24 protein-coding genes are annotated in these 24557 nt (G+C 71.0%); 15 read left to right on the top strand and 9 right to left on the bottom strand.

The genetic code is table 11. The features are described from left to right. Positions 1–31: 31 nt before the first annotated feature. Positions 32–1396 carry an alpha/beta hydrolase family protein gene (locus ACIRU3_RS24255; protein ID WP_404059752.1) on the top strand — a complete coding sequence of 455 codons (1365 nt, stop codon included), beginning with the start codon at positions 32–34 and terminating at the stop codon, positions 1394–1396. A gap of 8 nt (positions 1397–1404) precedes the next feature. On the opposite strand, the gene ACIRU3_RS24250 is transcribed toward ACIRU3_RS24255, so the two are convergent. Next, positions 1405–2280 carry a helix-turn-helix transcriptional regulator gene (locus tag ACIRU3_RS24250; RefSeq protein WP_404059749.1) on the bottom strand — a complete coding sequence of 292 codons (876 nt, stop codon included), beginning with the start codon at positions 2278–2280 and terminating at the stop codon, positions 1405–1407. A 185-nt stretch (positions 2281–2465) separates the two neighbouring features. Here ACIRU3_RS24250 and ACIRU3_RS24245 point away from each other — a divergent pair, with 185 nt between their 5' ends. From ACIRU3_RS24245 to ACIRU3_RS24230, 4 genes are all read left to right on the top strand, one after another. Continuing rightward, positions 2466–2921 (top strand): hypothetical protein, encoded by a 456-nt coding sequence (locus tag ACIRU3_RS24245; RefSeq protein WP_404059746.1) that lies wholly within the window; start codon positions 2466–2468, stop codon positions 2919–2921. A 91-nt stretch (positions 2922–3012) separates the two neighbouring features. After that, on the top strand, positions 3013–4440 hold the full coding sequence (locus ACIRU3_RS24240) for an MFS transporter (protein ID WP_404059743.1): 1428 nt from the start codon (positions 3013–3015) through the stop codon (positions 4438–4440). A 103-nt stretch (positions 4441–4543) separates the two neighbouring features. Then, on the top strand, positions 4544–4768 hold the full coding sequence (locus tag ACIRU3_RS24235; RefSeq protein WP_404059740.1) for a hypothetical protein: 225 nt from the start codon (positions 4544–4546) through the stop codon (positions 4766–4768). A 78-nt stretch (positions 4769–4846) separates the two neighbouring features. After that, the gene (locus ACIRU3_RS24230) at positions 4847–5986 is read left to right on the top strand and encodes a serine hydrolase domain-containing protein (RefSeq protein WP_404059737.1); all 1140 of its coding nucleotides are present in this window, start codon (positions 4847–4849) and stop codon (positions 5984–5986) included. Positions 5987–5995: 9 nt separating this feature from the next. Here ACIRU3_RS24230 and ACIRU3_RS24225 read toward each other — a convergent pair whose 3' ends face one another. Both ACIRU3_RS24225 and ACIRU3_RS24220 read right to left on the bottom strand, forming a co-directional pair. Further along, a complete protein-coding gene (locus ACIRU3_RS24225) occupies positions 5996–6580 on the bottom strand; it encodes a TetR family transcriptional regulator (RefSeq protein ID WP_404059734.1) in 585 nt (194 codons plus the stop codon). A gap of 26 nt (positions 6581–6606) precedes the next feature. Continuing rightward, positions 6607–7617, bottom strand: a complete 1011-nt coding sequence (locus ACIRU3_RS24220) for an aldo/keto reductase (protein ID WP_404059731.1) — start codon at positions 7615–7617, stop codon at positions 6607–6609. Positions 7618–7764: 147 nt separating this feature from the next. On the opposite strand from ACIRU3_RS24220, the gene ACIRU3_RS24215 reads away from it, so the two are divergent. Next, entirely contained in the window at positions 7765–8817 is a 1053-nt protein-coding gene (locus ACIRU3_RS24215; RefSeq protein WP_404059729.1) for a chitinase, read from the top strand. A gap of 16 nt (positions 8818–8833) precedes the next feature. Here the strand turns inward: ACIRU3_RS24215 and ACIRU3_RS24210 are convergent, their stop codons facing one another. Beyond that, complete coding sequence (locus tag ACIRU3_RS24210; RefSeq protein ID WP_404059726.1) at positions 8834–9445, bottom strand: LysE family translocator; 612 nt, start codon at positions 9443–9445, stop codon at positions 8834–8836. Positions 9446–9633: 188 nt separating this feature from the next. Further along, entirely contained in the window at positions 9634–11016 is a 1383-nt protein-coding gene (locus tag ACIRU3_RS24205) for a glycine--tRNA ligase (protein ID WP_404059723.1), read from the bottom strand. A gap of 163 nt (positions 11017–11179) precedes the next feature. On the opposite strand from ACIRU3_RS24205, the gene ACIRU3_RS24200 reads away from it, so the two are divergent. The 4 genes from ACIRU3_RS24200 (at position 11180) to ACIRU3_RS24185 (ending at position 14345) form a co-directional block, all read left to right on the top strand. Continuing rightward, entirely contained in the window at positions 11180–12139 is a 960-nt protein-coding gene (locus ACIRU3_RS24200; RefSeq protein ID WP_404059720.1) for a metal ABC transporter substrate-binding protein, read from the top strand. 20 nt (positions 12140–12159) lie between these two features. Beyond that, positions 12160–12927 carry a metal ABC transporter ATP-binding protein gene (locus ACIRU3_RS24195; protein ID WP_404059965.1) on the top strand — a complete coding sequence of 256 codons (768 nt, stop codon included), beginning with the start codon at positions 12160–12162 and terminating at the stop codon, positions 12925–12927. Then, on the top strand, positions 12927–13829 hold the full coding sequence (locus ACIRU3_RS24190) for a metal ABC transporter permease (protein ID WP_404059717.1): 903 nt from the start codon (positions 12927–12929) through the stop codon (positions 13827–13829). Before ACIRU3_RS24195 ends, ACIRU3_RS24190 begins: the two co-directional genes overlap by 1 nt. A 99-nt stretch (positions 13830–13928) precedes the next feature. Then, positions 13929–14345 carry a Fur family transcriptional regulator gene (locus ACIRU3_RS24185; RefSeq protein ID WP_404059714.1) on the top strand — a complete coding sequence of 139 codons (417 nt, stop codon included), beginning with the start codon at positions 13929–13931 and terminating at the stop codon, positions 14343–14345. A 30-nt stretch (positions 14346–14375) separates the two neighbouring features. On the opposite strand, the gene ACIRU3_RS24180 is transcribed toward ACIRU3_RS24185, so the two are convergent. The 4 genes from ACIRU3_RS24180 to ACIRU3_RS24165 are packed head-to-tail and all read right to left on the bottom strand — an operon-like array spanning position 14376 to position 17636. Beyond that, positions 14376–15701, bottom strand: coding sequence for a histidine-type phosphatase (locus ACIRU3_RS24180; RefSeq protein WP_404059711.1), 1326 nt, complete (start codon positions 15699–15701; stop codon positions 14376–14378). Between the two features lie 40 nt (positions 15702–15741). After that, positions 15742–16590: an isoprenyl transferase gene (locus ACIRU3_RS24175; RefSeq protein ID WP_404059708.1), complete on the bottom strand. Its 849-nt coding sequence runs from the start codon at positions 16588–16590 to the stop codon at positions 15742–15744. A gap of 34 nt (positions 16591–16624) precedes the next feature. Next, positions 16625–17371, bottom strand: a complete 747-nt coding sequence (gene recO, locus ACIRU3_RS24170) for a DNA repair protein RecO (protein WP_404059705.1) — start codon at positions 17369–17371, stop codon at positions 16625–16627. Positions 17372–17420: 49 nt separating this feature from the next. Next, complete coding sequence (locus tag ACIRU3_RS24165) at positions 17421–17636, bottom strand: hypothetical protein (protein ID WP_404059703.1); 216 nt, start codon at positions 17634–17636, stop codon at positions 17421–17423. Between the two features lie 342 nt (positions 17637–17978). Here ACIRU3_RS24165 and ACIRU3_RS24160 point away from each other — a divergent pair, with 342 nt between their 5' ends. Genes ACIRU3_RS24160 through ACIRU3_RS24140 form a run of 5 tightly spaced genes read left to right on the top strand, consistent with a single transcriptional unit; the run spans position 17979 to position 24513 of the window. After that, on the top strand, positions 17979–19613 hold the full coding sequence (locus tag ACIRU3_RS24160) for an ABC transporter substrate-binding protein (RefSeq protein ID WP_404059701.1): 1635 nt from the start codon (positions 17979–17981) through the stop codon (positions 19611–19613). Positions 19614–19617: 4 nt separating this feature from the next. Continuing rightward, a complete protein-coding gene (locus ACIRU3_RS24155; RefSeq protein ID WP_404059698.1) occupies positions 19618–20574 on the top strand; it encodes an ABC transporter permease in 957 nt (318 codons plus the stop codon). Further along, positions 20574–22547 carry a dipeptide/oligopeptide/nickel ABC transporter permease/ATP-binding protein gene (locus tag ACIRU3_RS24150; protein ID WP_404059696.1) on the top strand — a complete coding sequence of 658 codons (1974 nt, stop codon included), beginning with the start codon at positions 20574–20576 and terminating at the stop codon, positions 22545–22547. The genes ACIRU3_RS24155 and ACIRU3_RS24150 overlap by 1 nt, the downstream gene beginning before the upstream one ends. Before the next feature lie 23 nt (positions 22548–22570). Next, a complete protein-coding gene (locus ACIRU3_RS24145) occupies positions 22571–23590 on the top strand; it encodes an oligopeptide/dipeptide ABC transporter ATP-binding protein (protein ID WP_404059694.1) in 1020 nt (339 codons plus the stop codon). Beyond that, positions 23587–24513: a dihydrodipicolinate synthase family protein gene (locus ACIRU3_RS24140; RefSeq protein WP_404059691.1), complete on the top strand. Its 927-nt coding sequence runs from the start codon at positions 23587–23589 to the stop codon at positions 24511–24513. The genes ACIRU3_RS24145 and ACIRU3_RS24140 overlap by 4 nt, the downstream gene beginning before the upstream one ends. Positions 24514–24557 lie beyond the last annotated feature (44 nt).

Raw genomic sequence — 24557 nt, 5'->3', positions numbered from 1 at the left:
GCGGAGGACGGACCGCTTACGGTGCGGCACCATGACGCACCTCTCCCGCCGAGCCGCCCTGGCGGGTCTCGCCGTCGGCACGGGATCTCTCACCCTCGCGGGCTGCGCTCTCGGGGCCTCGGCGTCCGGTCCCTCCCCCTCCCCCTCGGGGAGCGCCGCACCCCTCTCGCCCCTCACCCCGGGCGCCATGCGGCTGTTCGCGGACGACGGCTTCAATTTCGCCGGCCTGCTCGCACTCGGCGCGGCCGCGATGCGGGCCGCGGAGGTCGGAGAGGTCCTCACCGCCGTGAACGCGATCAACAAGGCCGGACTGTCCGAGCAGACCTTCACCGACACCTTCCGCGCGCTCGGCGACCGGCTGGCGGCCCCGGCCGGCCAGGCCGACGACCAGACCCGCCGGATCCGCTCCCTGCACGCCGCCCAGTACTACGGGCAGGCCCTGTTCTATGTCCTCGGCACCAAGTCGCCGGGCGACGAGAAGGACCTCTACCTGGCCGGCCGGCACGCCTGGGACGGCTTCGCCCGGCTGTGCGCACCGGCCGCCGTGACCGCGCAGGTCCCCTACGCGGACACGCGGCTGCCCGTCTGGTTCTTCCGGCCCGACGACCAGGAGAAACCGCGTCCCACCGTCATCCTCACCAACGGCAGTGACGGACAGAACGTCGACATGTGGACCTACGGGGTGTGCGCCGCCCTGGAGCGCGGCTGGAACGCCCTCGTCTACGACGGACCCGGCCAGGGGCAGTTGCTCTTCGTGGACGAGATCCCGGTGACGACCCGCTGGGAGCGCGTGGTCACCCCGCTCGTCGACTGGCTGGAGCGCCGCAAGGACGTCGACACCGACCGGATCGCCCTCACCGGACTCAGCATGGGCGGCAACCTGGTCGCCCGGGCGGCCGCCTTCGAGCACCGGCTCGCGGCCGTCGTGTGCCAGCCCGGCTGTGTCCAGCCCTGGCTCGGCTTCCCCCAGGCGGTGCGCGGCATCGTCACCGCCGACAAGACGCAGACCAACCGGACCTGGCAGGCCGTCGTGCCCGACCTCGATCCCCAGCAGGCCTACACCGTCAAGAAGCGCTTCGAGATCTTCACGCGCGAGGCACTGCTCCAGGCGCGCGCGGGTAAGGTCCTCACCGATCTGTGGGGCGCCGCCCAGGTCGCCATCGAGCTGGACATCACCGGGGAGATCCCGAAGATCGAGGCACCGACCCTGGTCCTGGACTACGAAGGCGAGCAGTTCTATCCGGGCCAGCCCCGGCGGATGTACGACCTGCTCGGCAGCCGGCGCGAGTACTTCCGGTTCACCGCGGCCACCGGCGCGCAGCTGCACTGCTCCCCGATGGCTCCGCAGCAGCACTGCGAGAAGGTGTTCGACTGGCTGGGTTCGGTCCTGCGGTAGCGGGGCGCTCAGCCGCCCACCGCCATCGCATACAGCTTCTCCAGGCGCTCTCGCGTGTCCTCGTTCTTCGGGATGTACGTCACCATCCGTGCCCCCGCCTCCGGGCCCAGCCACAGGTCGGTGTGCTCCAGGGTCAGGTGACCCACGTACGGGTTGAGGAACTCCTTGGTCTTGGTGCGGCTGTTGACGACCTCGTACCGTTCCCAGTTCTCGCGGAACTCCTCGGACTCGCTCTCCAGCCGCTTGAGCAGCATCTTCCAGGCGGGCTCGCCCAGGTGGCCGGCCATGGAGGCGCGCAGCCGGGCGGCCATCAGCCGCATGGTCTCCTCCAGGTGCACGATCGACGCACGCCAGTCGCTGTTGGTGTACACGAGCAGCATGCAGTTGCGGTCCTCCGGCGGGACCGCTTCCAGGTCGCCCAGGAGGCGGGCGTAGGTGCGGTTGTAGGCGAGGATGTCGTACCGGCTGTTCTGGATGCAGGCCGGGATCGGCTCCAGTGCGCGGAGCATGTCGCGCAGGGCCGGGGTGACGCTGGGGCAGCTCGCGGCCGGGGTCGGGTCGGTGGCGCCGCCCAGCTGGAAGAGGTGGGCGCGCTCGCTGGCGTCCAGCATCAGCGTGCGGGCCAGGGCGTCCAGGACCTGCACGGAGACCTGGATGTTGCGGGCCTGTTCGAGCCAGGTGTACCAGGTGACACCGACCGCGGAGAGCTGGGCGACCTCCTCCCGGCGCAGCCCCGGCGTACGGCGTCGGGACCCGCGCGGCAGCCCCACCTGCTCGGGCGCGATCCGCTCCCGCCGACTGCGCAGAAAGGCGGCCAGCTCGTGCCGCCGGATCTCCGAACCCCGCGTCGCCGGGACGGCGGTCTCCTGGGCCATCGTGGTCATGGGTCCAGGATGCCGTCGCGACGAGCCTGTTTCCAGGTGGCCCTTGTACCAGGATGAGCGCGCCCGGCCACCAGCTTGAGCCCCCGGAACCGGACACTCCCGCACGAGAACCCGCCATCCCGGAACTGGGCGCGGGATACGGGGTCTCCTTCCACCTGCCAGAAAGGCCGGAGGAAGGAGATCCCGTGGCCCGGCATCGCATCGCCGTCGTGGCGCTCGCCCTGCTCTGCGCGTCCGGGTGCTCGTCGGGCGGTGAGCCGCCCCGGCCGTCCGGGCCGGCGGCTACCGGCGGGGCGCGCCAGGCCGTCGGCGCCTACGTCGACGCCCTGAACGCCCGCAGCACCGCAGGCCTGATCAGGGCCGGCGGTGTGCCGGAGGCGCCCTGGTCCCGGCGCGAGGCCGCCCGGATCATCGCCGGCAAGGGCGGCCGGGACTGGTGGATCAGGGATCTGCGGATCGAGTACGACCTGGGTCCGGACGTGGGCAGTGCCCACCTGGTCGCGCGGGACGCCGGTGGCGAGTCGCTGCGGGAGACCTTCACCGTGCTGCGCGCCGGCGGGGCCTGGCATGTCTCGGTCTTCGACGACCAGCCCGTGCCGGGCGGGAAGAGTGCCGCCTCGACGCGGGCCCCCGACTCCTGATCCACCCCGTCGCAGCCTGTTTCCGGGTACTTCTTCTACCAGGACAAGGACACTCTGGTACCCGTCTGAGGGCGGCCCCAGGCTCGGAGGCATGACAGAGATCGTCACGACTCCTGCCGTCCGCGCCCGGACGGCGTCTCCCGTGCTGAGCGGGCCAGGGCTGTTCACCGTTCTGCTGGCCGCGGCGCTGCCGCTGGTCGACTTCTTCATCGTCAATGTGGCCCTGCCCACCATCGGTTCCGACCTCGCCGCGAGCGAGGCCGTACTCGAACTGGTCGTGGCCGGGTACGGGGTCGCCTACGCCGTGCTCCTCGTGCTCGGCGGGCGCCTCGGTGATCTGTTCGGGCGGCGGCGGCTGTTCCTCGGCGGTATGGCAGCCTTCGGCCTGACCTCGCTGGCCTGCGGTCTTGCCCCGGATGCCTGGAGTCTGGTCGCGGCGCGTGTCGCGCAGGGGGCGTCGGCCGCGGCCATGCTGCCGCAGGTGCTCGCCACCATCCAGTCCGCCACGAGCGGCGGCCGCCGGGCCAGAGCCATGAGCCTCTACGGCGCCACGGCCGGGCTGTCCATGGTGGCGGGGCAGATCCTGGGCGGTGTGCTGGTCGCCGCCGACATCGCCGGCAGCGGATGGCGGGCGATCTTCCTCGTCAACGTGCCGGTCGTCCTGCTGGGGCTGGTGCTGGCCGTGCGCTTCGTGCCGGAGACCCGCTCGCAGCACCCGGAGCCCGTCGACGGGCCCGGCACCGTGCTGCTCGCCGTGTCCCTGCTGACGCTGCTCGCCCCGCTCACCGAGGGCCGGGCGGCGGGCTGGCCGCTGTGGACCTGGCTGTCGCTGGCCGCGTTCCCGGTCGCCGCGGCTGCCTTCTACGCGGTGGAGCGGCGGGCGGACAGGCAGGGCCGGACGCCGCTGGTGCCGCCGAGCCTGCTCGCGCTGACGTCCCTGCGGCGGGGGCTGGTGCTGATGGTGCCGTTCTCGATCGGCTTCAGCGGGTTCATGTTCGTCATCGCGCTGGCGCTCCAGCAGGGCGCCGGGCTCGGACCGGTGCCGGCGGGGCTCGCGCTCGCGCCGATGGCCGTGACGTTCCTGTTCGTCTCCCTCGCCGGACCCCGCCTCATCGCCCGGTACGGCACCCGGGCGGTCACCGCCGGCGCCGTGCTGCAGGGCGTGGGCGTGCTGCTGATCGCCTTCGCCGCCTGGCGGCACTGGCCGCACCTGGGCCTGGGCTCGCTGCTGCCGGGCGCGGCCGTCGCCGGGGCCGGGCAGGCGCTCCAACTCCCCAATGTGCTGCGGATCGTGATGTCCGAGGTGCCGCCGGCCCGGGCCGGCGTCGGCAGCGGTGTGATGGTCACCACCCAGCAGTCCGCGCTCGCCCTCGGCGTGGCCACCCTGGGCACCCTCTTCCTCACCCTCGTCCCGCACCAGGGCATGCGGGACGCGCTGGTCATCACCCTGCTGGTGCAACTGGCCGGGATCGTCCTGACCGGTCTGCTCAGCCTGCGGCTGCCCCGCACGGTCGGCTGAGCCCGGGACACGGCTTGGCCAACTCGGCGTGAATGACCCCCTGTCGATGTTGGTCCTGCTGCACACTCCTTGCGGTCGGGTGTGCCGGACGCGGGGAGGCGTCATGCCGCAGGACAACAGCACGAGCAAGGTCAGCCGCTGGGACCGGCACGGCCGGGAGCATGTGGTCCGGGTGCAGCGCACGGGTGTGCAGCGCACGATCAGATGCGACACCTGCGGCTGGCGCAAGAGCGCCCAGTTCCTGCCGTGGCTGAAGGCGGAGGAGCATCTGGCCGAGGCCCACCAGGCGACGGTGGACCCGGCGGGCTCCGGGCAGCCGTCGCGCTGACGGGCGATGACCTCCGGCGGCCGCAGGAGTCGTACGAGAGCAGGAAGACGTACGAGCGCCCACGGAAGGCCGAGGACCATGACCGCACTGCACGACACCCTGCGCCGGTACGTGGACGAAGGGACCGTGCCCGGCGCGGTGGCCCTGGTCGCCCGCGGGGACGACGTCGAGGTGGTGGTGGTCGGCCACGCGGACGCCGACGGCTCCGCCCCGATGGCCCGGGACTCGCTCTTCCGGATCGCCTCGGTCACCAAGCCGGTCACCGCGGCGGCGGTGCTGATGCTGATCGAGGACGGCCGCATCGGCCTCGACGATCCGGTGGAGGAGTGGCTGCCCGAGCTGGCCGGGCCGATGGTCGTGCGTACGCCGGCCGGCCCGCTGGACGACCTGGTACCGGCCCACCGGCCGATCACCGTCGAGGACCTGCTCAGTTCGCGCGCGGGCTGGGGGTTCCCGTCCGACTTCTCGCTGCCCGCGGTGCAGGCACTGTTCGAGGTGCAGAAGGACGGCCGCGCCCCTCAGGCCTTTCCCGGCCCGGACGCCTGGGTGCGGGCCCTGTCCCGGGTGCCGCTGCTGTATCAGCCGGGCGCGGCCTGGCTGTACCAGACGTGCTCTGATCTCCAGGGCGTCCTGGTGGCCCGGGCGTCGGGCCGAACGCTCCCGGAGTTCCTGGCGGAGCGCGTCTTCGGACCGCTGGGTATGAACGACACGGCCTTCGAGGTCCCGGAGGCGAAACGCGACCGCTTCACGACCGCCTACCGCCCCGGCCCGCGGGGCACCCTGGAGGTGGCGGACACCCCGGGCGGCCAGTGGAGCAGGGTCCCGGCGTTCCCGGCGGGCGGCGGGGGCCTGGCCGCCACGGCAGACGACCTGCTCGCCTTCGCCCGCATGCTGGTGAACGGCGGCGAGGCGAACGGCCACCGCCTCCTGTCGCCGACCTCGGTGAGCCGCATGACGACGAACCATCTGACCGCCGCACAGCGGGAGATCGGCTCGCTCTTCCTGGAGGGCCAGGGCTGGGGCTACGGCGGCCAGGTCGATGTCACCCCGGCCGAGCCCTGGAACGTACCCGGCCGCTACGGCTGGGTCGGCGGCACCGGTACGGCGGCCCACATCGTCCCGCCGGCCGGCACTGTCACCGTCCTGCTGACCCAGGTGGCGATGGCGAATCCGACTCCGACCCCGCTGATGCGCGAGTTCTGGCGGGTCACGGCGTGAGGGCGGGCGTCAGCCGAGCCCCCGCACCAGCAGATCCACGACCGCCTCGAACTCCGCCTGGACGCCGGGCTGCTGCCACTCGCGGGCGTAGCCGGGGTCGTGGAAGCGGCCGGTGGCCTGGAAGACGGCGCGGGCCGAGGCGGCAGGGTCGGGGGCGGTGAAGGCACCCGCGGCGGCGCCCGCCTCGATGATCCGGGTCAGCTGTGCGGTGAGGTCGGCGATGTGCTCGCCGACCGCCGTGCCGTTCTCGTCGGTGAGCACCGTGTAGGTGGCGAACAGCTCGGGGTCGTCACCCGCCTTGTGCCGCTTGGCCTCGAACAGGGCGGCCAGCCAGGCCCGCAGCCGGTCCTCGGGGGTGCCGTCCCCGGCGACTATGCCGGCGAGTCTCTCCGACGTCCGGTCCAGCCACCGCTTGGTCACCGCCTCGCGCAGCGCGGCCTTGGTGCGGAAGTGCCGGTAGACACTGCCGTGGCTGACGCCGAGCGCGCGGGCCACGTCGACCACGGTGGCCTTCGCCGGGCCGTGACGGCGCAGCACCTCCTCGGTCGCTTCGAGGATGCGCTCGGCGGTCAGGGTCTCGGTGGGCGGTGCCATGTCCTAGACCGTACCCGGACCCATGGTCAGCGCTCGCTGTCGAGGTGTGCCATCTGCGCGGTCGGGTAGCGCTCGCCGGCCGCGGCGTCCGCCGGCACGGCCTCCTCGATCGCCGCGAGGTCGGTCTCGTCCAGGGTCACGTCCAGCGCGCCCAGCGACTCGCTCAGCCGCTCGCGGGTGCGGGCGCCGATGAGCGACACGATGTCCTCGCCGCGGGAGAGCACCCAGGCGATGGCGATCTGGGCGACGGTCACGCCCTTCTGTTCGGCGATCTTGCGCAGCGCGTCGACCAGGTCGAGGTTGTGCCGGAGGTTGTCGCCCTGGAAGCGGGGGGAGTGGGCGCGGAAGTCGTTCGCGGCCAGCTGCCGGTCGCGGGCGAAGTGGCCGGAGATCAGACCGCGGGAGAGGACTCCGTAGGCGGTGATGGAGATGCCCAGTTCACGGGTGACCGGCAGGATCGACTGCTCGATGCCGCGGGAGATGAGCGAGTACTCGATCTGGACGTCGGCGACGGGCGCCGTTGCCGCGGCCCGGCGGACGGTCTCGGCGCCGACCTCGCTCAGGCCGACGTGCCGGACGTATCCCTGCTGGATCAGCTCGGCGATCGCGCCGACCGTCTCCTCGATCGGTACGTCCGGGTCGAGGCGGGCGATCCGGTAGACGTCGATGTGGTCGACGCCGAGGCGCTGCAGGGAGTAGGCGGCGAAGTTCTTCACGGCGGTGGGGCGGCCGTCGTAGCCGCTCCAGCCCCCGGCCGGGTCGCGCAGGGCGCCGAACTTCACGCTGACCAGGGCCTGCTCGCGGCGGGCGGCGGGCGCGGTGCGCAGGGCCTCGCCGATCAGCATCTCGTTGTGGCCCATGGCGTAGAAGTCGCCGGTGTCGAGAAGGGTGACGCCCTCGTCGAGGGCGGCGTGGATGGTCGCGATGGCCTCCGCGCGGTCGGCGTCGCCGTACAGCGCCGACATGCCCATGCAGCCGAGGCCGAGGGCGGAGACCTGGGGGCCGGTGGTTCCGAGGGTTCGGGTTCGCATCGTCATGCCTTCACCTTGCCATGACAGCTGACAGATTTCAATATCTGTCATTCCATAGTTGTCATACTGGTCCAGACCTATTGACGAGAGGTCTGGACCACGAGCACTGTCATGCCTACGACACCTCACCGCACCCCCACCGGGAGGATCCGCATGCTCCGCCGCACGCTGCGTCTGCTCGCCGCCGGACTCACGACCGCCGTCCTCGCCCCGCTTGCGATCGCCGCCGCCCCCACCGCGTCCGCCGCCGACACCTGCGCCGTGAAGTCCCGCCCCGCCGGCAAGGTCCTCCAGGGCTACTGGGAGAACTGGGACGGCTCCGCCAACGGCGTCCATCCGCCCTTCGGCTGGACCCCGATCACCGACTCCCGTATCGCCGCCCACGGCTACAACGTGATCAACGCGGCCTTCCCGGTCATCCGCTCCGACGGCACCGCCCTGTGGGAGGACGGCATGGACGCGGGCGTGAAGGTGGCGACGCCCGCGGAGATGTGCGCGGCGAAGGCATCCGGGCAGACGATCCTGCTGTCGATCGGCGGTGCGGCGGCCGGCATCGACCTCAGCTCGACCGCCGTGGCCGACAGGTTCGTCGCGACGATCGTCCCGATCCTGAAGAAGTACAACTTCGACGGCATCGACATAGACATCGAGACGGGCCTGGTGGGCAGCGGCAGCATCGGTCGACTCTCCGCGTCCCAGGCCAACCTGATCCGCATCATCGACGGGATTCTGGCGCAGATGCCGTCGAACTTCGGGCTCACGATGGCCCCGGAGACGGCCTACGTCACCGGCGGCAGCATCACCTACGGCTCGATCTGGGGCGCCTACCTGCCGATCGTCAAGAAGTACGCGGACAACGGCCGGCTGTGGTGGCTGAACATGCAGTACTACAACGGCAGCATGTACGGCTGCTCCGGCGACTCCTACTCGGCGGGCACCGTCGCCGGCTTCACCGCCCAGACCGACTGCCTCGACAAGGGCCTGGTGGTGCAGGGCACGACGATCAGGGTGCCGTACGACAAGCAGGTGCCCGGGCTGCCGGCCCAGTCGGGCGCGGGCGGCGGCTATATGACCCCGTCCCTGGTCTCCCAGGCCTGGCGGCACTACGGCAGCTCGCTCAAGGGCCTGATGACCTGGTCGATCAACTGGGACGGCTCGAAGAACTGGACCTTCGGCGACAACGTCAAGGCACTGCAGGGCCGTTGAGCCCGCCCAGCCGACGCTACCGGGCCGTGCAGGCGAGCTTGGCGCCGAGCGCCAGGAAGGAACCCGCGAAACTCCGCCGCAGCCAGGCCATGACCTTCGGCCGGGAGGTGACCTGGCCGCGCACGGTGGCGGCCAGGACGCCGTACAGGGTGAAGACGACGAAGGTCAGCAGCATGAAGACACCGCTGAGGCCCAGCATGCGCGGGAGCGCGTGCGGCTCGTCGGGGCTCACGAACTGGGGCAGGAACGCGAAGAAGAAGATCGTCAGCTTGGGGTTGAGCAGATTGACCAGCACGCCACGGACGATCACCTGCACATCCGTCCGGGACTCGCTGTGCTGCTCCACGACGATCGCCTCCTTGTCCCGCAGCGTCGCCCACGCCATGTGGAGCAGATAGGCCACACCGGCGTACTTGAGGACCTGGAAGGCGCCGGCGCTCGCGTTCAGCAGCGCGGCGAGCCCGGTGACCGTGGCGACGACATGCGGCACGATCCCGAGCGCACAGGCGAACGCCGCGACGACGCTCGCGCGCCGGCCGTGGGAGAGAGCGGCCGAGAGGGTGTAGACGACGCCGGTGCCGGGGGTGGCGACGACGACGAGGGTGGTCAGCAGGAAGGCGAGGCTCATGCAGCCACCCTGGCTGCGCCGCCGGCCCGGCGACAGAGCCAATGGGGCGCCTGTATCGAGGACCGATGACGGACCGACGACAGGCCCCGGCACGACGACGCCCACCCCTCGTCCCGACCGGGTCGGGTGAGAGGTGGGCGAGGTCGCGGTCCAGGGGCGGAACCCCTGGGAGGGCGCGGAGGCCGCGCCTAGCAGCCCAGCAGACGCCCGGCGAGGTAACCCTCGATCTGGTCGAGAGACACCCGCTCCTGCTTCATCGAGTCCCGCTCACGGACGGTGACCGCGTTGTCCTCGAGCGTGTCGAAGTCGACGGTCACGCAGTACGGCGTACCGATCTCGTCCTGGCGGCGGTAACGGCGGCCGATGGCACCCGCGTCGTCGAACTCGATGTTCCAGTTCTGGCGCAGCGCCTGGGCGAGGCCCTTGGCCTTCGGGGACAGCTCCGGGTTGCGGGAGAGGGGCAGGACCGCGACCTTGACCGGGGCCAGGCGGTGGTCCAGGCGCAGCACCGTCCGCTTCTCCATCTTGCCCTTGGCGTTCGGCGCCTCGTCCTCGACATAGGCGTCGAGCAGGAAGGCCAGCATGGTGCGGCCGACACCGGCCGCGGGCTCGATGACGTACGGCGTCCAGCGCTCGCCGGCCTCCTGGTCGAAGTAGGAGAGGTCCTGGCCGGAGGCCTTGGAGTGGGCGCCGAGGTCGTAGTCGGTGCGGTTGGCGACACCCTCCAGCTCGCCCCACTCGCTGCCGCCGAACTGGAAGCGGTACTCGATGTCGGCGGTGCGCTTGGAGTAGTGCGAGAGCTTCTCGGCCGGGTGGTCGTACCAGCGCATGTTCTCCTCACGGAGACCGAGGCCGGTGTACCAGTTCCAGCGCTGCTCCATCCAGTACTCCTGCCACTTCTCGTCCTCGCCCGGCTTGACGAAGAACTCCATCTCCATCTGCTCGAACTCGCGGGTGCGGAAGATGAAGTTGCCGGGCGTGATCTCGTTGCGGAAGGACTTGCCCATCTGCGCGATGCCGAACGGCGGCTTGCGGCGCGAGGTGGTCTGCACCTGGGCGAAGTTGGTGAAGATGCCCTGGGCGGTCTCGGGGCGCAGGTAGGCGACGGAGCCGGAGTCCTGGGTCGGGCCGAGGTGGGTGGAGAGCAGACCCGAGAACTGCTTGGGCTCGGTGAACTGGCCCTTGTTGCCGCAGTTCGGGCAGTTGATGTCGGCCAGGCCGTTCTCCGGGGCGCGGCCCTTCTTCTCCTCGTACGCCTCTTCCAGGTGGTCGGCGCGGAACCGCTTGTGACACGCGGTGCACTCGGTCAGCGGGTCCGTGAAGGTGGCGACGTGGCCGGAGGCGACCCAGACCTCGGAGGCCAGGATGACGGACGAGTCGATACCGACCACGTCCTCGCGCGACGTCACCATGTAGCGCCACCACTGACGCTTGATGTTCTCCTTGAGCTCGACACCCAGCGGTCCGTAGTCCCAGGCGGCACGCTGTCCGCCGTAGATCTCACTGCAGGGGAAAACGAAGCCACGGCGCTTGCTCAGGCTGACGATGGTGTCGATCTTGTCGGCGGCCACGGTGCTCTCTTCATTACGACGACGGGCGTTGAAGCGAGATGCTTCCAGCGAATGATTCAGGTTACCGGCGCAGGCTCCCCCACGGCCAAATCGGCCCCCCTGTTCACAGCCTCCCACAAGGCCTTGTTGACAACGGTTTCCATATTTGTTGAAAATGACTGTCATGAACGTACGACGACGCCTCATATCGGGGTCCGCGGTCGCGGCAGCCACCGCACTCGGCCTGGGTTCCCTCTCCGCCTGCTCCACCGACAGCGCCGCCGCGGGAAACACGGGCAAGTTCGACGTCGTCGCGTCGTTCTATCCGATGACCTTCCTCGCCGAGCAGATCGGCGGCAGTCACGTCCACGTCACCAGTCTGACCACCCCCGGCCAGGAGCCGCACGACCTGGAGATCAGCCCGCAGCAGATCGCCCTGCTCGAACAGTCCGACGCGGTCCTGTATCTGAAGAACCTCCAGCCCTCCGTCGACGACGCGGTGGCCCAGTCCCCGGTCGGGACGAAGATCGACGCGGCCTCCCTGACCACGCTGGAGGAACACGGCAACGAGGTCGGCGGCCACGCGGCCGAGCACGACACGCACGAGGGCGAGGAGTCCGGCGGCAAGGACCCGCACATCTGGCTCGACCCGGTGCGCTACGCCCAGGTCGCCGAGGGCGTCGGCAAGGCCTTCGAGAAGGCCGACCCGGACCACGCGGCCGACTACCGGAAGAACACCGCGGCCCTGGTGAAGCAGCTGGACCAGCTGAACACGCGGTTCAAGGCCGGGCTCGCGAACACGAAGACCAAGGTCTTCATCACCACGCACGCCGCCTTCGGCTACCTCGCCGAGCGCTACGGCCTCACCGAGGAGGCCATCAACGGCCTCGACCCCGAGTCCGAGCCCAGCGCCGCGCGCGTGAAGGACCTGGAGAAGCTGGCCGGGGCCGACGGTGTCACCACCGTCTTCTACGAGACGCTCGTCAGCGACAAGACCGCGAAGACCGTCGCGAACGACGCGGGTCTGAAGACGGACGTCCTCGACCCGCTCGAGGGCATCACGAAGAAGTCCCGGGGCACCGACTACCTCTCGGTCCAGGAAGCCAACCTCAAGGCGCTCCAGCAGGCCCTGGGCGCCAAGTGACCGGCATGGAGGACGACACCATGGGCGAGTCCGTCATAGCGATGCAGGGGGTGACCGCGGAACTCGGCGCGCGCCCGGTCCTGCGCGGCATCGATCTCACCGTGCGCAGCGGCGAGGTGGTCGCGCTGCTCGGCGCGAACGGCTCGGGCAAGTCGACGGCGGTGCGCAGCATCATCGGCCAGGTGCCGGTCAGCGGCGGCACGATCGAGCTGTTCGGCACCCCGCGCCGCGCCTTCCGGGACTGGGCGCGCGTGGGATACGTACCGCAGCGGACCACGGCCGCCGGCGGCGTCCCCGCCACGGTGACCGAGATCGTCTCCTCGGGCCGGCTGTCCCGCACCCGCTTCGGCGTCTTCCGCAGGGCGGACCGCGAGGCCGTGCACCGGGCCCTCGAACTGGTCGGCATGGCGGACCGCGCCAAGGACTCGGTGACCGCGCTCTCCGGCGGCCAGCACCAGCGGGTGCTGATCGCCCGCGCCCTGGTCGCCGAGCCCGAACTGCTGATCATGGACGAGCCGATGGCGGGCGTCGACCTGGCCAGCCAGGAGGTGCTGGCCCGCACGCTCCGAGAACAGGTCGCGGCCGGTACGACGGTCCTGCTCGTCCTGCACGAACTGGGCCCGCTGGAGCCCCTGATCGACCGGGCGGTCGTCCTGCGCGACGGCTGCGTGCTGCACGACGGCCCGCCCCCGCAGGCCCTCGGCCAGCACGCTCTGCCCGGTCACGACCATGTGCACCCGCACGCACCCGCGGGCGCCGAACCGATCCGCACGGGACTGCTGAGCTGATGGACTTCCTGAACTACGCCTTCATGCAGCGGGCGCTCGTCGCGGCCGTCCTGGTCGGCATCACCGCGCCCGCGATCGGCATCTACCTCGTCCAGCGCCGCCAGCCCCTGATGGGCGACGGCATCGGGCACGTGGCGATGACCGGCGTCGGCCTCGGCTTCCTGCTGAACGCCTCGCCGGTGTGGATGGCCACGGCCGTCTCCGCGCTCGGCTCGGTCCTGATGGAACTGATCCGCTGGTACGGCAGGACGCGCGGCGACATCGCCCTCGCCATGCTCTTCTACGGCGGCATGGCCGGTGGCGTGATGTTCGTCAACCTCGCGCCCGGCGGCTCCAACGCCAACCTGACCTCGTACCTGTTCGGCTCGCTGTCGACGGTCTCGCCCTCCGACGTGACCGCGATCATGGTGCTCGCCGCGTTCGTGGTCCTGGTGACCCTCGGGCTGCGCCGCCAGCTGTTCGCGGTCAGCCAGGACGAGGAGTTCGCACGGGTCACCGGACTGCCCGTGCGTGCCCTGAACCTGCTCACCGCGGTCACCGCGGCCGTCACGGTCACCGTCGCGATGCGGGTGGTCGGCCTGATCCTGGTCTCCGCGCTCATGGTCGTACCGGTAGCCGCCGCACAGCAGCTCACCCGCAGCTTCGCCGCGACCTTCGCGATCGCCGTGGCCATCGGCGTCACCGTGGCGATCAGCGGCACGATCACCTCGTTCTACCAGGACGTCCCGCCCGGTGCGACCATCGTCCTGCTGACCATCGGAGCGTTCGTCGCCCTCACCGCCCTGGCCACTCCGCTGGCCCGTCGACGCACCCGCGCGGCAGCGGCGGACCAGCCCGCGGGCGACCCCGCCGAATGCTCGATTCCGGCCGCCCGGGGGGCCGCGGACGAGGTCGGCGTCTGACCGCGCTCGGCCCGGGCTGGCACAATGGCCCGGGCAGAGGCGAGACGTGAGCCCGCGAGAGAGCCGATGCGGCGCGCGAGCCACCAAAGGAGGCAACCGGTGACGACCGCTGGACCGCCCGTGAAGGGCCGCTCCACCCGGCAGCGTGCCGCTGTGGCGGCGGCCCTCGACGAGGTCGACGAGTTCCGCAGCGCGCAGGAACTGCACGACATGCTCAAGCACAAGGGCGACTCGGTCGGCCTGACCACGGTCTATCGCACCCTCCAGTCCCTCGCCGACGCCGGCGAGGTCGACGTCCTGCGCACCTCCGAGGGCGAGTCCGTCTACCGCCGCTGCTCCACCGGCGAACACCACCACCATCTCGTCTGCCGCACGTGCGGCAAGGCGGTCGAGGTCGAGGGGCCGGCGGTGGAGAAGTGGGCGGAGGCGATCGCCGCGGAGCACGGGTACGTCAACGTGGCGCACACCGTGGAGATCTTCGGCACGTGCGCGGAGTGCGCCTCCGCCGGGAACTGACGCCCAGGCTCGGGTCAGGTTGCGGGGTTTTCAGCCACGCCCGAAGCAGCGTTCCAGCTCATCGAGGTCGTAGAACCTGCTGCCCTTGGCGACCGGGCTGCAGCCCGCCTTGAAGGCCGTCTCCTTCTCGTTGTAGAGCATGCGGACCAGGTAGCGGCCGTTCTTCTCGTACACGTCCCACTGGATGTTGGAGCCGAGGGGAGCGACGTCCGCGCCCCGCCACGGGTTGTCGGCGTAGGTGTACGGCTCCCCCGGCGTCGCCGGCTCCGTGCTCCCGGGCAGGCCCATCAGCGCGGCCAGCGGGATGATCTCCTCGGCGTGGGTGAAGCGCAGTTCGGCGCCGAGGCCGCTGGTGCCGTCCCGCTTGGCCTCGACCTGCTTGAAGAGGTCGTCCAGGAGGACGCCGGCCATCTTGTAGGTGATGTCGCTGTCGGCGAAGCCGGGCCCCTTCTCGTAGAAGTCCTCGACGTCGCTCAGGTATCCGAACCAGGCCGCGTCGGAGCGGGAGACGTACCGCTCCATGCCCCAGCCCTCGCCGCCGGGGCTCTCCTCGCTCATGGCCGGGGCGATGGCGTACAGGTTGTAGACGGCCTCGGCGGCGGGGACCTGGTCGGCGAGCTGCTCGACGAAGGTGTCCTTGAAGATCCCGCGCAGCACACTGCGGGCGGCCCGGTGCGTCCGGGGCCGGTCGGTGATCGACTTCAGCGTGGTCGCGAGACGCTGGTCGTTCTCGATGTAGTCGCGGTAGGCCGCGCCGCCCGCCGCCTTGTGGAAGTACAGCAGGTCCTTGTCGGTGCGGGCGGGCCCGATCAGCGGCTTCAGCGCCGGGTCGGCGTCGGCGAGAGCGTCCGTGAACACGGTGCCGCTGTCGACGGCCCGCCCCTGACCGGAGCTGACCACGTCGATCTTCTCGCCGTCCGCGGCGATCTTCCCGAACAGGGACGGCAGCCGTCGCTCCATGCGCAGGGCCGTGTCCTTCAGCTCCTGCTCGCCGCGGCCGCTGAGGTTGCCGTAGCCGACCTTCGCCATGGCGGCCTGCAGGGCGCGGACCTTCGGCCCGAACTCCTTGCCCCTGCGGGTCAGTCGGCCTTCCGCCTCGGCCTTGTCCCACAGCGCGAGGATCAGGTCGCCGTCCTCGCTGTCGGTGGCGGCACGGGAGCCGTGCCGCGAGACGTTCTCCGTGAAGACGGGCCGGAAACCGGCGGGGGGCCGCTGGTAGGTGCGGGGATTCTGCTCGGGCGCATAGGGCGCCTTGGTGCCGTAGGAGTCCCGGTGCGCAAGGCCGTCGGCCGCGTGCGCGGGCAGCGCGGTGAGCAGCAGGGCGCCGAGGGCGAGGACAGGTGTGAGACGTCTCATGAGTCCCGCATCCTCGGCGGCCCGTGTGAACCGTCGGTTGCTACGAGGTGGACTCGCCCTTCATGGCGGCTTCCATGGCCAGCAGTTCCTCGTTCGGGACGGCCCCGCCGAAGCGGCGGTCGCGGGAGGCGAACTCGACGCAGGCCCGCCACAGGTCACGCCGGTCGAAGTCGGGCCACAGCACGTCCTGGAAGACCATCTCGGCGTACGCGCTCTGCCAGATCAGGTAGTTGGAGGTGCGCTGCTCGCCGCTGGGGCGCAGGAACATGTCGACGTCCGGCATGTCGGGGTAGTACATGTACTTCTGGAGGGTCTTCTCGTTGACCTTCGACGGGTCGAGGCGCCCGGCCTTCACGTCCTCGGCCAGGGCCTGCGCGGCGTCCGCGATCTCCGCGCGGCCGCCGTAGTTCATGCAGAAGTACAGGGTGAGCTTGTCGTTGCCCTTGGTCTGCTCCTGGGCGACCTGCAGTTCCTTGGCGACCGACTTCCACAGCTTGGGCATACGGCCCACCCAGCGCACCCGGATGCCCAGCCCGTCGAGCTGGTCACGGGTCTTGCGGATGAAGTCGCGGTTGAAGTTCATCAGGAAGCGGACCTCGTCGGGCGAGCGCTTCCAGTTCTCGGTGGAGAAGGCGTACAGCGAGATGCTGCGGACGCCGACCTCGATGGCGCCCTGGAGCACGTCCAGGACCTGCTCGGCGCCGACCTTGTGCCCCTCGGTGCGCGGCAGCCCGCGCTCCTTGGCCCAGCGGCCGTTGCCGTCCATGACGATCGCCACGTGGTTCGGTACCAGCTCGCCCGGGAGCTTCGGCGCGCGAGCGCCGGACGGGTGCGGCTCCGGCGACGTGTAGTCGCGGCGCTGGCGTCCCAGGATTCCGCGTACGACCATGTGCTTCTCGTCTCCCTCTTGCTTCGCGACGCTCTTACTTCTCGACGTATCTGAGCGAGCGCAGCCCACGCTCCAGATGCCAGTGCAGGTAGGCGGACACCAGCCCGCTGCCCTCCCGGACATGGCGCGCCTCGCACGCGTCCGCCGTCTCCCAGTCTCCCGTAAGCAGAGCACCGAGCAGCACCAGGGTCTGTGGAGAGGGTACGACGCTGCCGGGCACCCGGCAGTCGGCGCAGACGCTGCCGCCGGAGGCGACCGAGAAGAACCGGTTCGGTCCGGGCATGCCGCACTTCGCGCAGTCGCCGAAGCTGGGGGCGTAGCCGTTGACGGCGAGCGAGCGCAGCAGGAAGGCGTCGAGGACGAGGTGCGGGGCGTGCTCGCCGCGGGCGAGGGTGCGCAGCGCGCCGACGAGCAGCAGGTACTGCTGGACGGCGGGCTCGCCCTCGTGGTCGGTGAACCGCTCGGCCGTCTCCAGCATGACGGTGCCGGCCGTGTACCGGGCGTAGTCGGTCACGATCCCGCCGCCGTACGGAGCGATCGTCTCGCTCTGCGTGCACAGCGGCAGCCCGCGTCCGACCAGCTCACTGCCCCGTGCGAAGAACTGCACGTCGACGTGGGAGAACGGTTCCAGCCTGGCCCCGAACTTCGACTTGGTCCGCCGCACCCCACGAGCCACGGCGCGCACCCGCCCGTGACCGCGCGTGAGCAGCGTGATGATCCGGTCCGCCTCTCCCAGCTTCTGGGTGCGCAGCACGATGCCGTCGTCGCGGAACAGACTCATGGCTCCATTCTGCCCGCCCGTCCCGCATCCCGGGGCCGCGGGCGGCTCTTCAAGGCACCTCGCCCCTGCTGCGCGCGTTGGCGTGGGCCGTCGCCGCGCTCAGTCGCTCGCCCGGGGTGGCCTGGCGGACGGCCTCCGGTCTCGCGTCCCACTCCCGTCCACCGCCGTAGGGCCGCAGCTGGACATACGGCCCTTCGTACCCCATGACGATGCCGAGGCGTCCGGTACGGGTGTCGACGGCGCAGGAGCCGACGGGGAGTTTCATCACGTCCACCTCCGGTGGCTCCCCTGCCCCCGGCAATTTCACGCTTCGCATGCCACTGGTGGCCCAGCGTGCCTACACTCGGCCGGAGTCTGTCCTCCCGACGCACGGTCGGCACGCCGGTGAGCGATGCCGTGCAGCCGCGCCCATCTGCGTCAACTCGCGCCCTGCTCCGGCCATTTCACCCCGCCATTGGTCAGACCTGTGGCGGCTAGGCCATTCGTGTGCGATCTCTTGACCGCCCCCACGGGCCCTCCTATGGTCGCGCTGACCGACCGGACGTAGGACGTCGTACCTCCCCCCTCCCTCGCATATCCCCCTCCCCCCGACCTCGCTGGAGGAACCGTGCGCGACGACGTGACCCACGACGTGCCGGCAGCGCGCCGCCGGTCGTTCCTGAAGTACTCGGGGGCGCTGGGCGCGGCCGCCGTCCTTCCGCCGACGCTGGCGGCCTGTTCCGCCGGGCCGGAGTCCACGAACGACACCGGGAACGGGGGCAGCGGCAAGAACCGCACGCTGACCGCGGTGATCGGATACGGCAACGACGGCAGCTGGGATCCGACACAGACGGCGTCCGCGTTCGCCATGGCCGCCAACAACCACATCTACGAGGGACTGCTCGACACCGACCCGATCTCCCGGGTGCCGTACCCGGCGCTCGCCACGGAGGTGCCGAAGGACCCGAACGCCACGACCTGGCGGTTCACCCTGCGCTCCGGCGCCACCTTCCACGACGGGAAGCCGGTCACCGCCGACGACGTCGTCTTCGTCTTCGACCGGATCCTCGACCCGAAGACCCAGACCCTCGCCAAGGGCTTCTTCGTGAGCTGGCTGAAGGAGGCGCGCAAGGTCGACGCGCGGACGGTCGAGCTGGTCCTGAAGTTCCCCTTCCCGGACGGGCTCGCCCGGCTCACGCTGGCCAAGGTCATGCCGAAGCACGTGTTCTCCCGGCCCGGCGCCTGGGACGACGCGATCAAGGGGCTCGCGGTGGGCTCGGGGCCGTACCGGCAGACCGCGCACCACCCGAAGTCGAACACCACCTTCGAGGCGTTCGCCGCGTACAACGGCCCGCGCAGGCCCGCCTTCAAACGGATGAACTGGCTGACGATCGTGGACGCGGCCCCGCGCGTGGCGAAGATCTCCGGGACCGGCGCGGGCGCACAGATCGCCGACAACATCCCCTACGCCAACATCGCGCGGCTGGAACAGGGCGGCCTGAAGGTCGCGGGCGGCGCCGGGATGAACAACCTGTTCCTGATGTTCAACACCAAGCACAAGCCCTTCGACGACGTGCGGGTGCGGCAGGCACTGCACTACGCGATCGACACCGAGAAGATGGTGCAGGTCGCGCTGAAGGGGCGCGGGAAGCCGGCGTCGTCGTTCCTCAACGAGGGCAATCCCAGCTACCGGCGGGCCAAGACCGTCTACGACTACGACCCGAAGAAGGCGAAGGCGCTGCTGAAGGCGGCGGGCGTCACCCGTCTGAAGGTCGAGATCCTCGCCGTGAACGTCAGCTGGATCGTGGACTGTCTGCCGACCGTCAAGGCCTCCTGGGACGCGATCGGCGTGGAGACGACCCTGGCACCGCAGGAGACCACGGCGGTGTTCACCAAGATGGACCAGAAGCAGGACTACCAGGTGGTGGCCGCGGCCTCCAATCCCAACCAGTTCGGGCTCGACGCCGACCTGATCATGCACTACAACTACGGCCCCGAGAACCTGTGGATGCAGTACACCCGGTGGGTCGACAACCCCGTCGCCAGGCAGCTGTTCAAGGACATGGACCGGGCGACCCGGGAGCCGGACGCGGCGAAGAAGAAGACGATGGTCCAGGACTATGTCGACGTCGTCGCCGAGCAGGCTGTGCTCTACCCGGTCGTCCACAACGAGCTGATGACCGCCTGGGACCCGCGCGAGCTCGGCGGGATAAGGCCGCAGCCCTACCCGGGCATCAACCTTCTGCAAGCCCAGTGGATCTGACGGCATGACGGCTGTCGTACGGATCCTGCTGCGCCGGGTCGCCCTGCTGGTGCCGCTGCTGCTCGGGATCGTGCTGTTCGTGTTCCTGGTGATGCGGTTCTCGGACGTCGACCCGGCGTCCGCGTTCTTCCAGGGTGCGAACCCCACCCCGCAGCAGCTGCACGACTTCCGGGAGCGCAACGGCCTGCTGGACCCGCTCCCGGTGCGCTACGTCCACTTCGTCGGCGATCTGCTCCACGGCGACCTCGGCACCAGCGCCCTGACCCGGGCCCCGGTGGTCGACCAGGTCACCACCGCGCTGCCGCTCACCCTCCAGCTGACCTTCCTGGGCCTCGGCATCGCGGTGGTGCTGGCGCTGGCCGGGGGCGTCACGGCGGCCGTCTACCGGGACCGGCTGCCGGACCAGGTCATCCGGGTCGTCTCGCTCGTCGGGGTCGCCGCGCCCGGCTTCTGGCTGGCGCTGCTGATGATCCAGTACCTGGCGGTGGACCGGGGCTGGTTCCCGACCGGCGGCTACATCAACCCGGCCGACTCCCTCACCGGCTGGCTCAGGACGATGGCCCTGCCCGCGTTCGCGCTGTCCCTGCCGGTGGCCGCCCAGCTGACCCGGATCGTGCGGACGTCGGTGGTGGAGGAGCTGGACAAGGACTACGTGCGCACCGCGATCGGCAGCGGGCTGCCGCCCCGGGTGGTCGTCGGCCGCAACGTGCTGCGCAACGCACTCGTCAACCCGCTGACCGTGCTGGGCCTCAGAGTCGGCTATCTGCTCGGCGGCGCGGTCGTCATCGAGACGATCTTCTCGCTGCCCGGCATGGGGAAGCTGATGATCGACGCCGTGCAGAACGGCGACCCGGCCGTCGTCCAGGGCGTCGTGCTGGCCACGGCCACCGGGTTCGTCGTCGTCAACCTCGTCATCGACATCCTCTATCTGCTCGTCAACCCACGTCTGAGGGCGGCCTGATGGTCACGCGCGCGGAGCTCACCGAGCGGCTCTCCCGGCCCGGCGTCCGGCTGCGCGGCTGGCGCCGGCTGCCCCTGCTGTCGAAGGCCGCCGTCTGCTTCCTGGCGCTGGTCGTCCTGGTCGCCGTACTCGCCCCGGTGCTCGCCCCGCACGACCCGCTCGACCAGCAGGATCCGGTCGACGGCTCCGGACATCCGTCGGCCGCGCACTGGATGGGCCAGGACAGCCTCGGCCGGGACATCCTCAGCCGGCTGATGTACGGCGCCCGCTGGTCGCTGGCGATCGGTCTCGGCGCGACCGCGCTCGCGCTGGTCGTCGGCGCGCTGCTCGGGGCGCTCGCGGCCACCTCCCGCAAGGCCGTTGACGAGACGCTGATGCGCTGCCTGGACGTGGTGATGGCGTTCCCGGGCATCGCGCTGGCGGCCGTGCTGGTCGCCGTGTTCGGCGGCGGGATCGGCGTCCTGATCTGCGCGATCGCCTTCCTGTTCACCCCGCCGGTCGCCCGGGTGGTGCGGGCCAACGTGCTCGACCAGTACGGCGAGGACTATGTGACGGCGGAGCGCGTGATCGGCGCCCGCACCCCGCACATCGTGCTGCGCCACGTGGCCGTCAACTGTGCCGCCCCCGTCCTCGTCTTCTGCACGGTCCAGGTCGCCGAGGCCATCGTCTTCGAGGCGTCGCTGTCCTTCATCGGCGCGGGCGTGCGGCCCCCGGACCCGTCCTGGGGCAGTGTCATCGCCGACGGCAAGAACATGGTGCTGACCGGCGGCTGGTGGGCGACCGTCTTCCCCGGGCTGCTGATCCTGCTCACCGTTCTGTGCCTGAACATCCTCTCCGAGGGCGTCTCGGACGCCTGGGCGGCCCCGGCACCCCGGGAGGTGGAGGCGCCGAAGGACCACCTGGAGGCACCGGAACCCGGCACCGGCGAGGTGCTCCCGCTCCCCGGCCTGACCGACGCCGCCCGGCGTCTGCGGGCACGAGCCCGCCCCCGCCCCGCCCCCGGCGGTCAGCCGGTCCTCGCCGTGGAGAACCTCGCCATCGGCTTCCCGGACCGGCACCGGGGCGTGGACATCGTGGCCGGCGTCAGCTTCGAGGTGCATTCCGGCGAGGTGCTGGGCCTGGTGGGCGAGTCGGGCTGCGGCAAGTCGCTGACCGCGCTCACCGTCATGGGCCTGCAGCCGAAGGGCGCCCGGGTGCGCGGCCAGATCCGCTTCCACCAGCGGGACCTGCTCACCGAGCCGATGCGGGTACGGCGGCGGCTGCTCGGCCACGAGATGGCGATGGTCTACCAGGACGCCCTGTCCTCGCTGAACCCGGCGATGACCATCCGCGCCCAGCTCAAGCAGCTGGTACGCCGCGGCGGCCGCCGCACCCCGCACGAGCTGATGTCGATGGTCGGCCTCGACCCGGACCGCACCCTGCGCAGCTACCCGCACGAACTCTCCGGCGGCCAGCGCCAGCGGGTCCTGATCGCCATGGCCCTCTCCCGCGACCCCGCCCTGATCGTGGCCGACGAGCCGACCACCGCCCTGGACGTCACCGTGCAGGCCCAGGTCATGGAGCTGCTGCTGCGGCTGCGCGAGGAACTGGGCTTCGCGCTGATCCTGGTCTCGCACGACCTGGCGCTGATCGCCGACGTCACCGACCGGGTGGTGGTGATGTACGGCGGCCAGATCGTGGAGACCGGCGTGACCGCCGACCTGGTGGAGGCCCCGGCCCATCACTACACGCGCGGGCTGCTCGGCAGCGTGCTCTCGCTGGAGTCGGCCGAACAGCGGATGACGCAGATCAAGGGGGTCGTACCGTCCCCCGCGGACTTCCCGGCGGGCTGCCGCTTCGCCGACCGCTGCCCGCTGGCCACCGAGGTCTGCCACACGACCGCGCCGGTCCTCGCGGGCACGCCCACACACACGACCGCCTGCCACCACCCGGCGGTGGAGCTGACGTCGGCGGAGAGCGAGGCCGTGCAGTGACCGCTGTCGTGGAGGGCCGTGCGGTGACCTCTGTCGTGGAAGTCCGGGACGCCCATGTCGTCCACAAGGCCCGCAGCGGCGGCGTGTTCGCCCGCGACCGGGTGTACGCCCTGACCGGCGCCGATCTCACCGTGGCGCCCGGCGAGACGGTCGGCGTGGTCGGCGAGTCGGGATGCGGGAAGTCGACGCTGGCGAAGGTGCTGGTGGGCATCCAGCGGCCGACCTCCGGGACGGTGTCGGTCCAGGGCCGTGACCTGTGGTCGATGCCGCCCGCCGAACGCCGGGCCACGGTCGGCGCGGGCACCGGCATGATCTTCCAGGACCCGTCGACGGCCCTGAACCGCCGGCTGACGGTACGCCGAGTCGTGCGCGACCCGCTCGACGTCCACGGCCGCGGCACGCGAGCCGAACGCGAGGACCGGGTACGGGAGCTGATGGCCCTGGTGGGTCTCCCCCGGGCGCTGGCCGACGCCCTCCCGGGCCAGCTCTCCGGCGGGCAACGCCAGCGCGTCGCCATCGCCCGCGCACTGGCCCTTGACCCGGGTCTCGTCGTCGCGGACGAGCCGACGAGCGCCCTGGACGTCTCGGTCCGCGCCCAGATCCTCAACCTCCTCCTGGACCTGAAGGAACGCCTCGGTCTCGCCCTCGTCTTCGTCTCCCACGACATCCAGACGGTACGGCGGATGAGCGACCGGGTGATCACCATGTACCTGGGCCGGATCGTGGAGGAGACCCCGGCCGCCCGGGTCACCGACGCCGCCCGGCACCCGTACACCCGCGCCCTGTTCTCCGCGACCCCCGGCCTGCTGGACCCCATCGACCCGATCCCGCTGACCGGCCCGGTGCCCTCGGCGACCCGCCCGCCGAGCGGCTGCCCGTTCCGGACCCGCTGCTGGAAGGCCGACGAGGTCTGTGCGGGTGCGATGCCGGACTTCTCGGCCGCGTCGCAGCCCGGACACCGCTTCCGCTGCCACCATCCTGTGGAGGAGGACCAGTCGACCCGCGACCTGGCAACCCAGAGCCTGCCCAGGAGCATTGAATGACCTTTCCCACCCCGCTGACCGGTGTCGTACCGCCCGTCTGCACGCCCCTGACACCGGAACGCGAGGTGGACGTCCCCTCGCTCCTCCGCCTGGTCGACCATCTGGCCGAGGCCGGGGTGCACGGACTCTTCCTGCTCGGCTCGACCTCCGAAGCGGCCTTTCTGACGGACCGGCAGCGCAGGCTGGTGGTCGAGGCGGTCGTCGGCCATGTGGCCGGTCAGCTGCCGGTCCTCGCCGGGGCGATCGACATGACCACCCCGCGCGTCCTCGACCACGTCCACGCGGTCACCTCGGCCGGCGCCGGGGCGGTCGTCGTCACCGCCCCCTTCTACACCCGCACCCACCCCGCCGAGATCGTCCACCACTACCGCCGGATCGCGGCCGCGAGCCCGGTCCCGCTGATCGCCTACGACATCCCGGTCGCCGTGCACACCAAGCTCCCCGCCGAGGTGGTGCTGGGCCTGGCCGGCGACGGTGTGCTGGCGGGGCTGAAGGACTCCAGCGGGGACCTGGGCTCCTTCCGGGAGGTCGTCACCCGGGCCCGCGCCCTGGCCGGCTTCAGCGTCCTGACCGGCTCCGAGGTGACCATGGACTCTGCGCTCGCGCTGGGCGCCGACGGCGCGGTGCCCGGCCTGGCCAACGTCGACCCGCATGGCTACGTCCGCCTGTACCGCCTGTGCCGGGCGGGCGACTGGGACGGCGCACGGGCCGAACAGGAGCGGTTGTGCGCGCTGTTCGGGATGGTGGGGGTGGGAGATCCTGCCCGTATGGGCGGCAGCTCGTCGGCTCTCGGCGCGTTCAAGGCTGCGCTGCATCTGCGGGGGATCATCGACTGCCCGGTGACGGCGGAGCCGCAGGTGCCGTTGTCGGGGGACGAGGTGGCGAAGGTGGGGAAGTTCCTGGCGGGGGCGGGGCTGCTGTAGGCGGTTTCGTTCGGATCAGTCGGCCCTACGTGCGGGTACCTGGT

This window comes from Streptomyces sp. NPDC101151 (assembly GCF_044768335.1).
Taxonomy (GTDB): domain Bacteria; phylum Actinomycetota; class Actinomycetes; order Streptomycetales; family Streptomycetaceae; genus Streptomyces.
Note: the sequence above shows the minus strand (reverse complement) of the source record. Positions and strands in the feature narration are given on the sequence as shown.

Coding starts and splice junctions, on each gene's coding strand:
- ACIRU3_RS24220 (WP_404059731.1), bottom strand. CDS start 7,617: ATGACGATGCGAACCCGAACCCTCGGAACCACCGGCCCCCAGGTCTCC.
- ACIRU3_RS24165 (WP_404059703.1), bottom strand. CDS start 17,636: ATGAAACTCCCCGTCGGCTCCTGCGCCGTCGACACCCGTACCGGACGC.
- ACIRU3_RS24250 (WP_404059749.1), bottom strand. CDS start 2,280: ATGACCACGATGGCCCAGGAGACCGCCGTCCCGGCGACGCGGGGTTCG.
- ACIRU3_RS24210 (WP_404059726.1), bottom strand. CDS start 9,445: ATGAGCCTCGCCTTCCTGCTGACCACCCTCGTCGTCGTCGCCACCCCC.
- ACIRU3_RS24255 (WP_404059752.1), top strand. CDS start 32: ATGACGCACCTCTCCCGCCGAGCCGCCCTGGCGGGTCTCGCCGTCGGC.
- ACIRU3_RS24150 (WP_404059696.1), top strand. CDS start 20,574: ATGGTCACGCGCGCGGAGCTCACCGAGCGGCTCTCCCGGCCCGGCGTC.
- ACIRU3_RS24215 (WP_404059729.1), top strand. CDS start 7,765: ATGCTCCGCCGCACGCTGCGTCTGCTCGCCGCCGGACTCACGACCGCC.
- recO (WP_404059705.1), bottom strand. CDS start 17,371: ATGAGTCTGTTCCGCGACGACGGCATCGTGCTGCGCACCCAGAAGCTG.
- ACIRU3_RS24200 (WP_404059720.1), top strand. CDS start 11,180: ATGAACGTACGACGACGCCTCATATCGGGGTCCGCGGTCGCGGCAGCC.
- ACIRU3_RS24230 (WP_404059737.1), top strand. CDS start 4,847: ATGACCGCACTGCACGACACCCTGCGCCGGTACGTGGACGAAGGGACC.
- ACIRU3_RS24195 (WP_404059965.1), top strand. CDS start 12,160: ATGGGCGAGTCCGTCATAGCGATGCAGGGGGTGACCGCGGAACTCGGC.
- ACIRU3_RS24240 (WP_404059743.1), top strand. CDS start 3,013: ATGACAGAGATCGTCACGACTCCTGCCGTCCGCGCCCGGACGGCGTCT.
- ACIRU3_RS24155 (WP_404059698.1), top strand. CDS start 19,618: ATGACGGCTGTCGTACGGATCCTGCTGCGCCGGGTCGCCCTGCTGGTG.
- ACIRU3_RS24235 (WP_404059740.1), top strand. CDS start 4,544: ATGCCGCAGGACAACAGCACGAGCAAGGTCAGCCGCTGGGACCGGCAC.
- ACIRU3_RS24175 (WP_404059708.1), bottom strand. CDS start 16,590: ATGGTCGTACGCGGAATCCTGGGACGCCAGCGCCGCGACTACACGTCG.
- ACIRU3_RS24180 (WP_404059711.1), bottom strand. CDS start 15,701: ATGAGACGTCTCACACCTGTCCTCGCCCTCGGCGCCCTGCTGCTCACC.
- ACIRU3_RS24140 (WP_404059691.1), top strand. CDS start 23,587: ATGACCTTTCCCACCCCGCTGACCGGTGTCGTACCGCCCGTCTGCACG.
- ACIRU3_RS24225 (WP_404059734.1), bottom strand. CDS start 6,580: ATGGCACCGCCCACCGAGACCCTGACCGCCGAGCGCATCCTCGAAGCG.
- ACIRU3_RS24190 (WP_404059717.1), top strand. CDS start 12,927: ATGGACTTCCTGAACTACGCCTTCATGCAGCGGGCGCTCGTCGCGGCC.